Source organism: Hymenobacter sp. YC55 (genome assembly GCF_029433095.1).
Taxonomy (GTDB): Bacteria; Bacteroidota; Bacteroidia; order Cytophagales; family Hymenobacteraceae; genus Hymenobacter.
The window spans coordinates 43,571-60,979 of record NZ_JARNTX010000011.1; the positions used below are offsets into that span (position 1 = coordinate 43,571).

Consider the following 17,409-nt stretch of genomic DNA (forward strand, 5'->3'; position numbering starts at 1 on the left):
TTTTGCTTTGCCTAGCCAGTGCCACTGTTTGAATCCAGTCTCCTGAAAGTGTCACAAGGCAACTAGCCTTTCTTAGCCCATTTGTTATTATTCAAGCTATCCAGCTTGAGGACGAAGAGTAAATAATTGTGGTTAACCTAAAAAATACTATCGTGTTGCACAACAGGTAATTTGTTTGCTCTATTCTAAATAGTACCTTTCCGTATTATTTGAACTATACTAATACTTTACGTTATCTTTCTTCGCATGCGCTCTATCGTGTTAGCAGTTATGCTGCTAATGAGTACCCCCGTATCCCAATCTATTGCCCAAGGGAAAGCAACGGCAGCTTCTACAACTAGTACGGTTTATCTTTGTAAAGGCAGCTACAGTGAAGTTTATCACTATAACGCGGAGTGCATTGGTCTCCAAAGTTGCTCTACCTCGCTCACGGAAAGTACCGTAACTAAAGCGCGGAAGGCAGGACGCCGCGCTTGTCGCTTGGCGACGTGTGCGAAACGTACCGCTGCCGCCTCGTCCTCCCTGCTCGACTATAGTCCCTGGAGCGCTTTGGTCCTGCTCGTGGGCTTTGTCGCCTACCAGCAACACGTGTCCAAAACCAAACGGAGCGCCCGCACGACCGCCTTGCGCCGCTGGCTGGAAGAACTAACGCAAGCCGAAGCGTCCTTCCAGTTGCATAGCACCTTTGCCGCCGGCTATTTCGATCATACCCAGCTCGTGCGCTGGAAAGAGCGCTACCGTCCCGCCTTCATGGAAGTCGATGGGGTGGCCTACCAAGCCACTGATTTAACCTCGCTGCAGAAAGCGACCATCGAGTCCTTCCTCGACCACTATCACCGGGCCGATGAGCTGCGGGACGCGTACAACCGCGACTTCGTAGCCCACGAGCTGCAGCAGTACGACCACTTATTCAGTCATATCGAGGGCCGCAGCTTAGACGTGCAGCAGCGAACGGCCATTGTCAGCGATGAGATCAACAGTTTGATTGTGGCCGGGGCTGGCTCGGGCAAAACCACCACCATTATTGGCAAGGTCAAGTACGTGTTGGACCGCTACCACACCCCGGCGGACAACATCCTGCTGATCTCCTTTACTAATAAATCCGCGGAGACGCTGGCCAAGCGCATCGGCATTGAGGGCATGGCGCCCAAGACGTTCCACAAGTTCGGCAAGGACATTATTAGCGCCGTGCAAGGCAAACAGCCCTCACTCTACGACGACAGCCAGTTCGGCGCGTTCATTACCCGCACCTTCCACGAGCTGATGCAAACCCCGGCGTATGCCGAGCAAGTAACCACCTATTTTCAGCACTACCTCAAACCCGTTAAGCCGAGCGAGGAATTCAAAGACCAGGGCGAGTACATTCAGCACCTGAAGGACAACAACTTCCGCTCCTACAAAACGGTAGGCAAGTCCTTTCAGGGTAAGACTACGTACAAACAGGAGGTCGTCAAAAGCGTCGAAGAGTGTCACATCGCTAATTTCCTGCTCTTTCACGGCGTCGAGTACCGCTACGAAGCCCCGTACGAGGTAGACATGGCGTCCGCGCAGCACGCGCAGTGGAAGCCGGACTTTACCATCATGCAAGGCGATACGACGCTGTACCTGGAACACTTCGGCATTGACCGGCAGGGCCAGGTACCGGCCTTTTTCGCCAAGCCCGGCCAAAGTCGGGCAGCGGCCAGCCAGCGGTACCGGGAGAAAATGGCTTGGGCGCGAGAAACCAGCCAGACCTATAACACGACGCTCGTGGAGTCGTTCAGCTACGAGATGCAGGAGGGCACCTTGTTCGATACCTTGACGGCCAACCTGACCAAGCATGGCATTGTGTTGCAGCGCAAAGCCCCGGCCGAAATCTGGCAGATCATTTCGACCGCCGCCGGGGAGGAAGTGAAAAGCTTCAGCAAGCTGCTGCAAACCTTTATCATCCTGCTCAAGTCGGATAACGTTTCGCTCGAGCAGGTTCGCCAGCAAATCCAGCGCATTCCGCACCAGCACCAGCGGCAACGCAGTCAACGCTTCTTGGATGTCGTCGCGCCCCTGTACGTACGCTATCAACAGCACCTAGCCGACCGGCGCGAAATCGACTTCAGCGATCTGATCAACCTAGCAACAGATTACATTGCTAGCGGGGAGTACCAGAAGCGCTTCAATTATATTATTATCGATGAGTTTCAGGATATCTCGAAAGGCCGGTATCGGCTCATCAAAGCGATTACGGCAACGAACCCTCAGTGCAAGCTCTTTTGCGTGGGTGATGATTGGCAGTCCATCTATCGCTTCGCCGGCAGTGACATGGCCCTGTTCAAGAACTTTGAGCAGCACTTCGGCTTCTGCTTGCAATCCAAGATTGAAACCACCTACCGGTTTCACGAGCCGCTCATTACTCATTCTAGCGCCTTCATTACGCGTAACCCGGTGCAGACCCCAAAGACCTTGAAGAGCGCGGGGGCGGGCAAGCAAACCGACTATCGCATCGTCTACAGTGCCTACGAAGAGCAGGATGATACGGCAGCGCTCAAGCAAACTCTCGATGAGCTGCTCGCACAAGTGCCCGGTATTGCGCAGAAAGAGCTGTTGCTGTTGGGACGGTACTCGTTTGATTGGAAGCGCATTAAAAACACCACCCACACCTTTGGCACCGACCCCGCCAATAAAGTACTGACGTATGCTGGTGTGGATCACCAAGGCCATCGCCAAACGTTGTCCTTGCCGTTTATGACGGTGCACAAGTCGAAAGGGCTGGAAGCTGACATCGTTGTTGTGCTCAACTGCAATGCCGGCAAATTGGGATTTCCGTCCGAAATGTCGGATGATCCGGTGCTGAGCTTGTTGCTAAGTGCCAGCGACCAGTATGAAAATGGGGAAGAACGACGGCTCTTTTATGTGGCGTTGACGCGGGCCAAAGAGCAAGTGATTCTCGTGACCGATCCCAGCGCGAAATCCAAGTTCATTACTGAGCTAGAAGTGGTGGGGCTTTCGGGAGCGCTGACGAAGTGTCCGGTATGCGTAACTGCGGACCTGATCAAGCGTAGCGGAACAAAGGACGGCACGCCCTGGGCGTTCTACGGCTGTTCTAACTACGCCTATGGCTGTACGCATCGGGAAAGGGCGCCTCAAGCGTTACTGCCTACGGCCGAGTTGAAGAATAATTCTGCAAAGCAGGGGAGCCGTTTAGGTCGGCCGGTTGGTTGACTCCGTCCATGGCGAGCATCAAGTTGGGAACTGCAAAAGCCATGGGGGTTAAGCCCTCGTGTTAACGAAAAACCAGGAATTGTCTTTAAATCTGACGCTGAATTGTCGAGTATACGTTCGCCCGGCTGAGCGCCACCCGCACACCAAAACAGCCATTTTCATGCCGCAAACAGCTTCGCGCCTTCCTACAGCCCGGTAATAGCCAGCAGTTCGCGTTCCACGGCCCGCCAGGGCTGATCCAGATTCACCGTGTCGCCCCGTATCGCGTGCGGCGCACCATCTGCCTCGCAGCGAAAATGATAGGCTTGCTTTGTTGGCGCACGGCTACTTGCCATGCGGGTACAGGCGTCATCCGGTGAGTCTTGGCGCGCCAAGCATAGTAGGCACTGGTGGTTACCCGCAACACGTAACAGAGTTGCTGAACCGACACACGCCCCTGATGTTGGGCAATATACTGATACCTACTCACGGGGTCGGCTGGCCGAAGATGACTAAGACTCTTTTAAAATGTCGATTCCTTGCCCCAACCGTTTATTGGCCGCGCGCAGAGCCCGTACTTCCGGGTCACGGGCTACTTCCACGCTGCCCACTTACGCCACTACCTGTTCCCGCTGCCAACGATAATGCAGTTTGGGATGCATGCCCAACGCACGGGCGGCAGCTTGAGTGGAGCAACTTTCGTTGGCTAGGCGCAGGGCCTCGGCTTTGAAAGCGGCATCGTACTTGCGCCGTTTATCTGGCGACGCTTCACTCTTTTTTGCAGTTATGACAGAAAGAAGATACGTCCTTCTTCTGTCCAGCTACCTTAGACCACTTCAGAACAGACTGTGTCCGGCTAGCAGGGCAAATAGGTAATCCCGACCCACACAGGGTGCGTATTCGCCTAAGCCGGGCACGAGCAGTAGTTAATGGAGTTTGCGCGTGCTCGGGCGAGGAATGTTCTCGCGGATGTCAGCCACCAAAGGCAGCACTAGGCCGTCGAGCAGGGCTTGCGCCATAGCTCGGCGCTGGTCGTCGTAGAATGCGTTTCGGATCTTGCCAAACAGCCCATAGAGGGTGCCTACCCCACGTGCTGGTACATCCAGCGCATCATTTCGACGGCTTGACACCATCCTTTTTTGCTTAGACCATCGCCATGATTTTATTGCCTAGCCAAAGTTTGCACTGTATTAAAATTGAAAAGGCCTAAATCTACGTAATGTTTTAAGTTATCTCTACTTTGTACTTCTATAAAATAGTTCTTGTTTCTAAAACTATTTACGGCAGCTTGACTCTTATCAAGATTAACATTATTGTAAATAACTTGCGAATTGGAGTTGTACTCATAGTCAATATTAGTAATATCAACAATATAAACAAAATCTCTTTTTAAAAAATAACCTTCTTTGTCTGCAGGATTGCTTAAAGATGGGTTTGTATTGCCTACAAGTTTGACATTTGTTTTTACAGGATTAAAACCATCATCTAAATAATAGCTATTCATAGAAGAATAATATTCGTCATTTTCAATAGTTCCTTCCACAAGCAATGTTAACGATTTAATGATTTTTCCTGCCTTAATCCCATCTGAATTATATACAGCAATATAGTCTGGTACTACATAAGTTTTATTTACAGTAACTATATCCTCTAGCCAAATTATAGACTCGTCTTTATCTGTACTTTGACAGCATATGTTTTTTGTTTTGCAATCTTTTTCAATCCTGTTTATCGCTTTCAAGGCTAAATTTAAATATTCATGTTTTTTTGAATAGTAATTTTTAAAATTGCTATTAACTGGGCTGGCTAACGTTTTCTGGACTTTGTTAAGATATGATCCTATAATTAATCTTCTGTCTGTAAGTTTTGATAAGCATTCATTTTTATCTCGGTCAAATGGTGGCAAGCTTAATCCATAAGCATGGAATGATACTAGATGGTATTCTATAGGCTTAGAGTTATCCCTTGTAACGCTTTCAGTCGCTTGTGATAATGCTTTTAATATGCTCACTAAATCATCTGGCGATTGAGGAAACGCGCCAGTTAGTTTTGACAAGCCAGCAGTACCACTTGAATAATATTCTAACTTCACGGAAGCCATTTTATTAGCAGTACTAATAAAACGTTTGAATTGAAGTGTTTGCTCTCCAGAAACATCAGCGACTTTAGAAATGTTAATATTAGTGCTATTATTATAAGTTAAATCCAAAGATTTTTTTGTAATAGAGCTTAGTTTGCTGATAGTGATCAAAGCATAAATAACAGAAGCTCTTCTTTGTCGTTTGACAAAATGAGTGCCTGCAAAAGAAATGAATTCATCATATTTATGAGAATCTAATAAATTCTGAAATTCTTTCTTTAACTTAACTCCTTTTAATTCTTGCCTACCAAAATCATTATGAGCTTCTATTACATAATATAAGTTATTGTCATTGTAATCTTTTTCTATCTGGTGTTTTAAATCGTACTCAGTCTTGCCTCCTCCTATGACAGGCAATTTGACCTCACCTTTCATATTTGCATTTAAATTCATCTTCTCATGTAGTTCATTTGTATTGCTAACCAAAGATGCTTTTAGAGCTGTATAAGTTGATCCACCATCTAACCACTCTAATTCACCAGTCGCTAAGACATCCTGCTTAGTAGCGTTTGGGTTGTTTATATCGATGCTTTTTCCAATTGATAAGTTTCCTGAAGGAACAAAACTTACTATAATATCATCATCTTGGGCCCTGCATGGCATAGAAGTTATGCAGAAAAAAATAAGTGCGAAGAATGTGGGGTTGGCCATAAAACATAAGTGTGAAAAAGGTGAGCCGTTGCTAGCGGATTTGAAAGTTGCCGGTTGGGGTAGCTGCTAACTTAGATTGGCTGAATAGTTCATTAGACGCAATAGCTGACGCATCTTTTTTCACAACTTCCCATTGAATTGTTTTGCCTCTTCGGCCATTTTGACCCCACTGACCATTATTTCCAGCTAATCCTGGTTTGCCATCTTGTCCTCTAGTCCCACGTGGGCCACCAAGTCCGTCATGAGTTATGATTGGACCAGTAACTGGACCAGCATCACCCTTGGCTCCTCCTTCATTGCCCTCACCGCCTCTGCCACCTAAGCCGCCAGCCCCTCCCAGGCCTGGATTTCCACGCTTGCCACCCTCAACGTGATCATCTACAATGTCCTCCCGAGATCCAAAGTAGGATCTGGTATTGGTATTGGCTGAGAAGAAGCGGATAGTGCCGCCATCGCCACCGTTGCCACCGTTGCCACCGTTGCCACCGTTGCCACCGTCCCCTCCATTGCCTCCATTGCCTCCCGGCCCGCCGTCCGCCGCACTTCTTCCCGGTATATTCGAGCCACCACCTTGCCCTCCATGGCCACCCCTGCCGCCTTTGCCCCCGTCCTGGCCACGACCGCCGTTGCCGCCCTTGCCACCAGCCCCGCCAATGGCACTGACGAAGAATGTGGTGCCGGGCTCTACTGCATTTAGATCAAAGGATAAGGAGCCAGCATGCCCGCCATCGTGGCCATGCTCGCCATGGGCGCCATCAGCTCCTTTCTGGCCGTTACTCCCATTGCCGCCAGGGTCCCCGTTACGAGCAGGACGCGTTGAACTAGCGTTGGCGCCTCTTGGTGGACTCCCTCCATCGGGCCCATCAGGTGCTGGGGATGCGAAGCTATCTTTGTTTGGGCTATCACTGCCTTGAACTCCACGCAGATTGACTACCGTGACTGGTCCGCCGATGCTCTGCAAAGCCGTAAGCACGAGCGTAGACTTGGTGGTAAGTTTGGCATTGGGCCGGAAGCGAATGTGGTCGTAGACTACCTTGATCTTAGTAGGCGTGCCTGTCAAGTTCTGCCCGTCATCCAAGTCATCCTGGTGGGTGATGTCTACGTAGCCATTGATGACCAGCGTTTGGCCAGTGGCACCAGTGATAGTCTTATCTGTGCTCAACACAATTTGTTGAGGTTTGGCCGGGTCCGAACTACCCCACACTACGTCCGGAGCAAAAGGAGTAGTTACTGGTTTTATAGGCCATGTATTCCCCCTTGTAGTGTTACTTAAAACTTCCTTTTTCTTATCTTCATTCTTTTGGGTTCGATTAGCAGCACTGCGGTAAACCCATGGAAAGAGCTGAGCTTGAATGCAGACCCCTGTTGCAAGATTTAATAAAATTACAAGAGAGGAAGTTAGCAATGCTTTCATAGCGTAAACGAGTAAAGTTTGTAAACAGAAGCTTAGTTGATCAAATTATGATGGTGTAGAGCTAGTCTTTTCGTAGGACGTGAGGACCTCTTCAATTTCTCGGGCTTGTTGAGGATATTTTGTTTATGAACCTTGTAATTTTAGTAAGCTATAGGATCCCATTCCTCAGTGGCAGCACTGATTTTTATTCTTCTTTTTGGCCTTTTAAAGAGCTTAGATTGTGGTTTTATAACCTTGAAGAATTTTGGATTCCGCAACATCAAAGGGCTAAGCTGCTGAGAGATACAATACCTGTATACTGTAGGTATTGTATCCATCAGGTATTGTGTATAGCTGAAGATGTTCTAGAAAATCAGGAAGATAACCACTGTCTTGTCCTGAATGTGATCTTGCGTGAGGCAGTTTTAAGGTAAAAACTGTCTCACGCAAGATCACATTCAGAACTTGCTGTAGCGTTTTCAGTATAGCCAGCAGCTCAAGAAAACGGCCGTGGCTGTTGCAGAAGGCGGCACCTGAATAAGCTGCTGCGCGTAGAGAGGATGCAGGGCAAGAAGCAGTTTACCGATCAGGTGGTCACCCACTTCCGGCTCTCGGAGCGCATGCCGCCGCATAATCTTTACCGCCGGCTCGACGAGCTACTGGACCTAGCGTTTCTCTACCAGCAAACCCAAGCGCTCTATAGCCACACCGGACAGCCCTCGCACGACCCGGTTGTCTTTTTCAAGCTCGTGCTCGTCGGCCATCTAGAAAACATCACCAGCGACCGCCGCTTGCTCAAGCACTGTGCGCTGCGACTCGATCTGCACTGGTTCCTCGGCTACGAACTAGAGGAAGACCTACCCTGGCATTCGACCCTGAGCCGCACCCGTCAGCTCTATCCAGCAACCTTATTTGAACAGCTCTTTGACCGCGTGTTCCGCTTGTGTGTGGCGCAGGGTTTAGTCAAGGGCGATACACAAGCCGTGGACTCGGCACCTGTTAAAGCAAATGCCTCCCTGGACAGTCTATGCGAGAAGCAAAGTGCGCTGGAGTTGTCGGCCGGGCTTCGCGTCGTCGACGAGGACTCCCAGCCGCCGGTGGCTCCCCCACTGGTTGCCTTGTGCTCCGCGCCCGCCCATCAGTTGCGCCACGAGGCCAGGCGGCAAGCCAAGCGGCAACAGCAAGCCGGGTCCTTGGGTGCTAAAAATCCCCACGCCCGCTTGCTGAGCAACAAGACCCACTATAGCACAACCGATCCGGACGCCCGCATCTCGGTCAAACCCGGTAAGGCTCGTGCGCTCAACTTTTTGTGCAGCTTAGCGGTGGATACCGCCTATGGGGTGATCAGCCAGGTGCAGGCCGACTTGGCCGACAGTCGCGATAGCCTGCACCTGCCCGGCCTGGTACGGCACGTGCAGCAGCGCTTAGCCGCCAACGACTTGCAGTTGCAGGACCTCTTCGCCGACACGGGCTACTCGAATGGCTTCAACTATGCCTGGCTCGAGAACAGCAACATCATCCCCTGGATCCCGGTCTTTGGCGCGTACAAACCCGTTCTCGACGGCTTCACCTACCACGCAGACGTCGATGAATATCGGTGCCGAGCCGGCAAGTCGCTGCCTTTTCGTAAGTACTGCACCACGGCCGACGGGGGCTGGATGAAGCACTACCGAGCCTTCTATCAAGACTGTCAGCATTGCGACTTCAAAGCGAGTTGCGTACCCTATGCGGATCACAAGCAACTCAATCGCTCCGCCTTTGAGGCGGCCTATCACCGAGCCTGGCACCGACAGCGCAGCCGGCAAGGGCAGCACATGCGTCAGCGAACTATCGAACCCGTATTTGGCAACTTGCTCCACCATTATGGCTTGCGCCGCATCAACGTACGCGGTCAGGCCGGAGCGTACAAGTCGATGCTGCTTGCCACCATCGCCTACAACCTCAAGAAGCTGCTGCGCTATCGTCCCGAGCGGACACAGCGCATGGCCATTGCCCTAGCCATGCCCTCGCCACCTCTAGGACGCTTTTTCTGGCTTCGGGCAAGGCATAAGCTCGCCAAAATGGAAAGCCGCTAGTCTTGACTGATAATGGATCAGGAGTTCTGCAACAGCCACCGTCTTTATGTCACTAATCAATACTAATGCAGTAACAACACGAACTAGCAACCTGGCTACCCATCGGACGACTGCTTTTTCCTTGAGTAAACACCGGCGTAGCGCAGTCTACCGGCGGGGTGAGCAGCCCTGCTACGAGTGCCAGGCGCGGAAAAAACTCATTCTACAGACGTCGGAGGAAGAGGTGCGCCAAGCGTTTATTCATTTTCTGATTACGGAGCTTGGCATTCCCGCTGAGTGTATTGAGGCTGAAGTACCCATGGCCCGTTTTTTACAAAGGTAGTCCGGGCCGACATTATTATCTACGGATGCGCATGTATCTACAAGCGCGCGCCCGTGGCGGTGGTGGAGTGCAAAAGAGCCCAACCAAATTCTGATTGACCGATACGAGCGGCAGGTTTTGCGCTACGATGAACTAGTGCAGGCTGGGCTAGTACTGCTTACCAATGGTACCGAAGTAAGCGTGTTCGAAAACCAATAAGGCACCTACCGGGAAGTAGCGGGAATCCCTACATAAGACCAGATGCTGCAATGCGGAGAACGAAAACTCTAACGCAAACCGCAGACCCCGCCTTTTAGTCGGATCGCGCACTGCCCCGTGCAGAAATAACTAGGAAAAGAATTGGTGAAGTAAGGCTTCGTGGGCGAAGACACAGGTCCGCGAGGAGCTGGCTGATGTGCTGCTCTATGCCTTCCAACTGGCCGACAGGTACGGATGGGACATTGCGGAGCTGATGCGGGAGAAAATTGCTCGAAATACCGCAAAATATCCAATTGCCCTTGCCAAGGGTTCCACTCGTAAATACGACGACTAGTAGAGCGTTGGCACTCTGAGCGCCACTGGGGATAACTAGCCACTGACGGTCTTGGCTTAGCGCTACTATTCCCCCAACGCCTGCTTGCAGACATCAAACCTGGCCTAGAGAAAGGGGCTCTACCCTGAACGGTAAGGAATCAGTTACCGCTCGACTAAGGGGTTTTAAGGTGCCCAACGTACTCGATCTTGTCCGGAATAAAAGTGAGCGATGCCAAATCGTTGGGCGAAGGGGGGTATGCCGTGGTCGTAAAAATAGGCATACCGGTGCGTTTAAACGCTTCCTCTACCAGCTGTGAGCAGAAGTAGCCCTTGGGATTGGTATTTTCAAAATTTACGCTGGCGGGCTTATCCTTGTAAACGAACCGCTTAAACGGATAACCAATAACGCCCCAGTGATCATAAGGCTTGTCGAGTTCGCTCTCTAGAAAATTCATCAAGTTCGACCGTTGGGCGGAAGTCATGCCGCGCATGCGAAACGCGACGGCCAGGTTGTCTTTTTTAATTATCTCCCCCAGAAATGCCTTTTGCACACCCGAGCTGACGGCTTCCACCACCATGGGTTCATTGGCCACTTTGCCAATGTAGATACGGGCGTGGCTTACCGGACCGGGCCCGCTAACGCGGCGAATAACCGCCGAGATCCGTTCATTGGTGGTCGAAAAGATAACGTCGCCAGGTTCCAAAGCGTCCGGAGGGATCGATCGCCCTCCGTGTCCAGGATCTAAGGGAATATCGGCTTGCAGCGCCACGGCGTCAACTGCAGCTTCGGAAGGACTGGCCGAAAGGTCAGCTGTAATGCGGTGCTCACCGGCTTCAGTGGCAGTAAAGGTTGGGCTCATGGTGCTAGAGCAGGCCCCCAGCAAAACGCCCAAGCATAAGCGCCCCAGTCGGAGAGTTAAGGTAGGTAGTGATGAGTGCATGGTTTAACGTGGGTAAGTAAGCGTTCATCAATAACTCAAGGGTAGTCGGAATTTAAGAGGAATCGCCTTGTCTAGCAAGCGGCGCTGGCTTATTGCGATTTGGGAGGCGGGGGGCTGCGCAGCCGAAAAATCAATTCCACCTGCCGATAGTGTTGTTGGATCTCGCGAATGCGAAATGTTGATGTCGTTTCTTCGGGTTGAATGCCCTCGCTGAGTAACTCTTCGTTGACGTATCCCCCATCATCTATTAAATCAATAGCAGAAGGGCCATCGGGTTTGGTAAGTCCTAGGTCAATCCAGGCACTGAGCGCATCATCTAACAACTTCACTGATTCAGGTGAAAGCAAAGCTTTGGGGGTTTTGTCATCATTCTCGAGCGTCGAATAAGTTGGATCACTGAATGTAAGTAGTACTTGTTTGATAAATTTCTTAGCAAATAAGCGCAATGAATCCGCCTCAGTCGTCTCGGTGACGCCTGGGTACATTGGCTTGGCAGTCACTAACAAAGCAATCGGCTTGTCAGCAGCAAAAACAAACGCAAAATCATGATGCGCATACGGTCGGTTAACAGTGTGCGGAAACCAATTTCTGCGCAGGTGCGTGGCTAGTTGTTGAGCTAGCAACTTATTCCACTTAGCTTGCAATGAATCAAATTTAGCATGCGTTAGTGCAAAATTTAGCATGCGGCTAGCCTCCTTCAGCAGCTCATCACGGCGTGGATTAGGGGCGGGGGCTTGTAGTTTAGAAACGGTCGTCGGCTTACCCGTCCAACCGCTGTAGGCAAACATATTAACGGTTTGCGTTGCGTCGGAACTTTCTAGTTGCAATTGGAACAAACCCGAGCGCTGCAATAAACCCAAGTCGCACTCAAGGATTGTATCGGTTTGCCCGTTTGCTTGCGGCCGTTTTACACGGCGGTACTTCTTTTGCCAGAATAACAGCCAGCATTTGCGTCGATATGAAGCTTTAGGTGTTTCATCGTACGTCTTGAAGTATTGCGCTCTAAGCTTCCGTTCCCCCCTGGTCACATCACTTCGCACCAAGAGTGTTTGCGACTTCGAATCAAGTGTGAGGCGGAGCTGATCGCCGCGGTAATAAATAATGCAGTTAGGGTCTGCATCCAGGTAAGCATACCCGGGGGGAGGACTTAAATGCTGTGCGTTGGCAAAAGCAACCGCCCAGCTCCAGCAGCAAAGGCTAATTAATACGTACCGGCCCATACCCATTATCTTAATTTGCCGTGTTGTTTGTCATCGGCCAAGTCAGCACATAAGAAAATATTAGTCGGCGACGGGGTTCGGTGCGGGGATCCTGCCCTTCACTACCTACGGCGCTGAGTTCATCGTTTTCGTGGTACTCGTATTCCGCAATGGTGATGACACTCTTGGTTTTCGGTAGGTTGTTAAGCAACAAAGGCGGGGGTTGTTGCAGAGCACCAGGAGTCTTCACCAAGGATGAGGGCAGGTCCTGCTGAAATATTTGCACATAAACTTCCTGCCCATGTTCGGGGGACGGAATGGCGTACAGGGGAGCCGCTGCAATCGAATCTTCTACCTCTTGATTCACAAAACATACCAGGCGGTTACTCTTCCCAGTTGAATTCTTCAGTTGTTTAGTAGGATTCTGATCAACCGGCCACCGAATTTCGAGCTCGCTCGTGCCTTTCTGCTCCAATAAAAGCTTGCGGTAAGGCAGCGGTTGGAAAAAATCGGTCATCACCACTTTGGAAAAGCAGTAGCGATCGGAGCGCTCCTCGAGTTTGCTCGCGTTGAGCATGGGCCGAATGCTATTGGGCTGGTAACGGGCAATAGCAAACCGCAGGAAAGGAAAATAATAAGGCTTTATACATTCCGGATTAAACGGAATGTCCACGTAGAACTTACCCTCCTGGTAGGCATAGGCTTCTCTCCCGTTATACCCGGCCATCTTGTTGAGGGCATCACACGAAGCAAATTTTACCTTGTAGACTACATAGTTTAACTCTACTTCCCCCAGTTGATCGGTAAGATCATCCTTCGCGTCCGCGTACGGCGGTTTTTCCCACTCCAAATCGCGAATTTTTACGCTACGCTTTTCAGAATCCTCAGTGATAAAAAAGTCTTGGTCAATCGTATCGCCGACGGGGATAATGGTGGCGATTGGATCCGAGCCAAATTGACTGATGAGCTGACTAAGGCTTTGTTCGTGGTAAGAAGTTTTTTTTTGGGTAAAGCGAACGCTGTTGCGCGAAGAAAATTCGGCTCCCCACCGGTAATTGGCAACTTCTTGGTTAGCTGAATCTAATGGCGCAGAATTGCCCGGCTCAATAACTGGCAGCTCCATGGCCTGTTCGACCCGAAAAAAGACCGCAACTTGTTCGCCCCAACCCGTACTGTACCAGTCCCCAGAAAAGTAGATTCTTACGGAATCACATCGCCGTTCCACGCTCGTTGTGTACTCATCCCGTTGGTTGGGTGATGGGGCATTCCACTTCAGCAGCGGTACTATTTTTTCAATGATTGGCTCTTCTGGCTTGGCGGAACTCAATACTGAGAGAAATTTAACGTTATGGTCATCGTGATAAGTATTAGTTAGTTGCTCTAATGACAAATCTACCTGGTTAGAAATGTCTATTAACTGATCAAACGTTTCGGTTATGTAACCGCTAATGCTGTTAGCCCGAGATTTATTTTTTGGGGACCGATCCCGGAAATATTCGCTGTACTTAGAAACGGCCTCAATCTCGTAGGCCACCCGGCAAAACCGGGTATCGGGCAACGTATGTTTTAACTTTTCAAAAGTTACGTTGCGCTCCCGCTCCGGATCCGCGGGGCCCACGCCACGCCGAGCGGGTTGCAACGCCGATTGGGCTTGCCGCTGGTCGTATTGGATGCGGTACCCCTGCGGCTGACTGCGGTCGCTTACCACGGAAACCGTGTAGGAATGCAAATGAAACGTTCCGGCGGTTAAAACGGGGAATTCAGCAAATTGAACGCTTAGATGCTGCGTCTTGCTTTGTGGCGCTCGCTCGGCAACCAATATGTACTGGCTTGCAATGCACAATCTGAAGTCCTCCGTCCCTTGAGCTACCGCCCAAGCGTACTTGTGGACCACCATATTTTGAGGAGCTTCCAAACGCAGTGCTTCCGCTACCTTTTTCGTGGATATAACTGGTTGACGGTCACTATAGGAAGCATAAAGCAGGCACGGTTTTTCAACGGCGTGGATAAATGTCACGGGAGCATTCTCGGCCGGCAGATCGCCCAGCTTTCGACTTGCTAGGTCCCAAGTAGGGGGGTGGCTCAAGGGCGAGAAATAGACTTTGGTAATGCCTTCCAGAAACACATTTCCGGTAGGCTGCTGACCAAATTCCTGGCGGAGCAAGCAGCCCAGACTTATCTCGTGCGTGAACCCTTTTTTCAGTAAAAACACTGTTTCCTTGGGCGCGCGGCCGGACCTGGTCACAGCATGGGCCAATTGCAAGCTGCTCGGTTGGAAAGCATTCGAATCAACGGCGCGCAGGCACAGACGATGGTAGCGTTTTCCCCGCCAAAACCGGTCGCTTGGCTCTGGATCGGCGTACCCCAACGGTACCCGAAAAACATTGTGGTCGAGCAAAATTTCAAACCCATCGACTAACGGATCAAACAGGTAATCAATTTTGTCGTGGTCATCCAAGCGCCGCACCGCTGCCTGCCCATCTTCTTGCCATGCCACGGCATCACGGTTCAGCAAATCGGCCATGATCTTGCCCCGCCGTTTCTCATCTCGAGTGTTCAGAAACTTGTCTAACAACCCGTGCTGCATGAGCAACCGCAGACTAATACGAGGGGGCGCTAACAGGCGGACGTCATCCACCTCTTCGGCCCGGAGGATTGGTTTGCAGGCCGCATTCTGTTCTGCAAAACTGCGTATTACAAATGTGGTCAGGTGTTCGTGTTGATCGCTCCCCTGCCGACCCCGCCGCGCAGGCACATCCCAAGTCCTGGGATTGCGTTCGTAGAGAAAAATCCGGGGCTGATGGACACCATTTACCCGCTTGTAAGTAACAGGCTCGGTAAAGATCTCGTGAACCTGGGGACATGGCGTAACCTCCGGGATTGGTTTGCGATTAAGGAAAGCACAAAAGTGTTTCTTTGCATGACCCCAATCGTTGTATTCAGCGAGCCGTTCGGTTATGGGCGGCGCGCTGTTGCCACAGATATCCACTGGGCGCAGGGCAAAGCTGTAGCGCCAGAGCAGGCGCAATGGCACCTGCGAGTTGCGTCCAACGGAAGCTTCTACCTGCAGCTCGGCATCCGCCAACTCATCCTCGGTGGGGTTTTTCGCACCGGGCATTGGCGTTACTAAATTCCAATCGTTCCAATGAAACAACTCTTCATCAACGGCGAGCTTGCCGTCGTTGCGCATTTGGGCCGGTTCCGATAGCCATCCTTCGACGTCCTTATAACCTAGCACCTGGGTGGCCGGCTTTTTGGCCGTTAGGTAATGTTCACGTTTGGTGCACAACGAGCCCGCGAAAAAGTGTTCTTCCCCGTGCTCGGGATTGCACGCAATCACGTCTACGCGGTACCCGTTGTGTACATTGTGCTGGTAGATGAGCGCGGAATTCTGAAGGGTGTCCGCGATTCTTTTACGTACGTCGGCTGGTTGCTTCTCCACCCCGCTCTTCAGTTGCTCGCTTTGCTGCGCGGGGTTACTTTGAATGGCAGCTTGCAGAATGCCCGACAGATTAGATATCACCAAGGTGATTCCATTGGCCGTGTAGCCGTCGGACTGCGAAAACGGGCCCGACCAGCGCTGCGTAGCATCGCGTTGGAGTGGTAAGCCAACGGCTCGCCCATCGGGTCCAGTGGAGGTATTGACTTGTAATACGATGTCCTCGATGCGCTGAAACAGTTGCTTTCGATCCACTAGCCGACTGTGCACTCGAAAACCAACGTCTGCATTATTCACCCTGACGTACTCGCGAAATTGTTCAAAGAGCTTTTCATTAAGGCTGGTGTCGCTATCGGCATTTATTGTTAAAGCCGATGCCAAGGAAGAGGAAAGCCGCTTGGTCTTACGGCCTACCCGCCATTGAGTCCTCGATTGCTGCGGAGCGTTGCAATCCTCGCCCTGCTCACTCCACTCTACCGCCGTTAACGGGCATAGAAAATCCAATTCGTTTAATAAGCCCAGCCAAAATCCCTTTCCGGTAGCTGGCCCAGTGGATGCTTGCTGAATCAGCAAGTCTAGATAGCTGTAAAATTCACCCTGCGGATTACTTACCGTGGAATTAGCGAAAATACCGTAATCTTTTTCACCAGGATTAACCGCATCACTCAGCTCAAACCGGGTTTGATCCAGGGTAATAAATACAAATTTGTCTTTCCACTGCTCAATTACTTGAAGTAAAGGTTCGCCGTTAGGCCCACAACTCTGGCCTGTTTTAATGGAATAATCCCATAGCCATCCCGTTTGACGGAGCAGTTCAGGGTATTGCGCATAAGCCGAGAAGCGTTTGTGGAATTCGCTGGTTTCGCTAACGTTTCGTTCGTAGACTTCCGTTAGGTCTAAGCGCAGCAGCAAACTATCCAACTCCTGACGGTAATCGCTGGCAATTTTTTGCAGTTCTTGGTACAGGGGGCCTAAATAGCGATGGTGCAATTTGACGGCCGGATGCGCCAATAGCTCCTCAAGACTGAGCCCTTGCAAAGAACGTATTAGGTCGCGAAACCTTACTTGGCGACGCCCGCTGCCCGTTTCAAATCCCGCTTGTTCGGTGTATTTGTTTAAGCTGTCACTAAGGGCTTGATCTACGCGCCGGCGCACTTTATCGCGGGTGAAAACCTCCGCTAGTTCATAGGGCAAAGCGCTTTCTTGCCAGTGACTCACGGGCGAATTAGTGGGCAACATTTGCTGCCACAGCTGTAAAGCTCGTAGTTGGTCGGCAAGCGGATTGGTGCACTCCCCTTCCACGTAAAAATTGCCTTCTACCAGCGTCCAGTCGGAATTGAAAGCTATTAGCCTAAACCGTTGCGACTGCTCAAACAAGGCCGCGTACTGGGGCCAGTGGTGCACCTCGTAGTAATCCCTGCCTAGCTTAATGCTGTGACCCCGCATGAATAGCTGCGGGCTGAGGGAAAGCGATACATGAAGGGTGCCTTTTTGGTCGGGGTTGGGGTTAGTGCGCGGCAGTACCGTCGCCAAGATGCGGGTATTCTTGCTCATCGGGGGTA

The 17,409-nt window shown here is 51.0% G+C and carries 10 protein-coding genes; 3 read left to right on the top strand and 7 right to left on the bottom strand.

Going from position 1 to position 17,409, the window contains the following annotated elements:
- The first annotated feature begins 588 nt into the window (after positions 1-588).
- Positions 589-3,195: a UvrD-helicase domain-containing protein gene (locus P1X16_RS30175; RefSeq protein ID WP_277236491.1), complete on the top strand. Its 2,607-nt coding sequence runs from the start codon at positions 589-591 to the stop codon at positions 3,193-3,195.
- Positions 3,196-3,380: 185 nt separating this feature from the next.
- Here the strand turns inward: P1X16_RS30175 and P1X16_RS30180 are convergent, their stop codons facing one another.
- Entirely contained in the window at positions 3,381-3,530 is a 150-nt protein-coding gene (locus tag P1X16_RS30180; protein ID WP_277236492.1) for a hypothetical protein, read from the bottom strand.
- Between the two features lie 183 nt (positions 3,531-3,713).
- Here P1X16_RS30180 and P1X16_RS30185 point away from each other — a divergent pair, with 183 nt between their 5' ends.
- Positions 3,714-3,884, top strand: coding sequence for a hypothetical protein (locus tag P1X16_RS30185; protein ID WP_277236493.1), 171 nt, complete (start codon positions 3,714-3,716; stop codon positions 3,882-3,884).
- A 216-nt stretch (positions 3,885-4,100) separates the two neighbouring features.
- Here P1X16_RS30185 and P1X16_RS30190 read toward each other — a convergent pair whose 3' ends face one another.
- The 3 genes from P1X16_RS30190 to P1X16_RS30200 are packed head-to-tail and all read right to left on the bottom strand — an operon-like array spanning position 4,101 to position 7,127.
- Positions 4,101-4,307 (bottom strand): hypothetical protein, encoded by a 207-nt coding sequence (locus tag P1X16_RS30190; protein ID WP_277236494.1) that lies wholly within the window; start codon positions 4,305-4,307, stop codon positions 4,101-4,103.
- Positions 4,308-4,336: 29 nt separating this feature from the next.
- On the bottom strand, positions 4,337-5,965 hold the full coding sequence (locus P1X16_RS30195; RefSeq protein ID WP_277236495.1) for a hypothetical protein: 1,629 nt from the start codon (positions 5,963-5,965) through the stop codon (positions 4,337-4,339).
- Positions 5,966-5,996: 31 nt separating this feature from the next.
- The gene (locus tag P1X16_RS30200) at positions 5,997-7,127 is read right to left on the bottom strand and encodes a hypothetical protein (protein ID WP_277236496.1); all 1,131 of its coding nucleotides are present in this window, start codon (positions 7,125-7,127) and stop codon (positions 5,997-5,999) included.
- A 791-nt stretch (positions 7,128-7,918) separates the two neighbouring features.
- Here P1X16_RS30200 and P1X16_RS30205 point away from each other — a divergent pair.
- Positions 7,919-9,433, top strand: a complete 1,515-nt coding sequence (locus tag P1X16_RS30205) for an IS1182 family transposase (protein WP_277236497.1) — start codon at positions 7,919-7,921, stop codon at positions 9,431-9,433.
- A gap of 1,008 nt (positions 9,434-10,441) precedes the next feature.
- Here the strand turns inward: P1X16_RS30205 and P1X16_RS30210 are convergent.
- The 3 genes from P1X16_RS30210 to P1X16_RS30220 all read right to left on the bottom strand — a co-directional run bounded on the left by P1X16_RS30210 (position 10,442) and on the right by P1X16_RS30220 (position 17,401).
- Positions 10,442-11,128 (bottom strand): YiiX/YebB-like N1pC/P60 family cysteine hydrolase, encoded by a 687-nt coding sequence (locus P1X16_RS30210; RefSeq protein ID WP_277236498.1) that lies wholly within the window; start codon positions 11,126-11,128, stop codon positions 10,442-10,444.
- Positions 11,129-11,298: 170 nt separating this feature from the next.
- A complete protein-coding gene (locus tag P1X16_RS30215) occupies positions 11,299-12,429 on the bottom strand; it encodes a hypothetical protein (RefSeq protein ID WP_277236499.1) in 1,131 nt (376 codons plus the stop codon).
- Between the two features lie 10 nt (positions 12,430-12,439).
- A complete protein-coding gene (locus P1X16_RS30220; RefSeq protein ID WP_277236500.1) occupies positions 12,440-17,401 on the bottom strand; it encodes a hypothetical protein in 4,962 nt (1,653 codons plus the stop codon).
- Positions 17,402-17,409 lie beyond the last annotated feature (8 nt).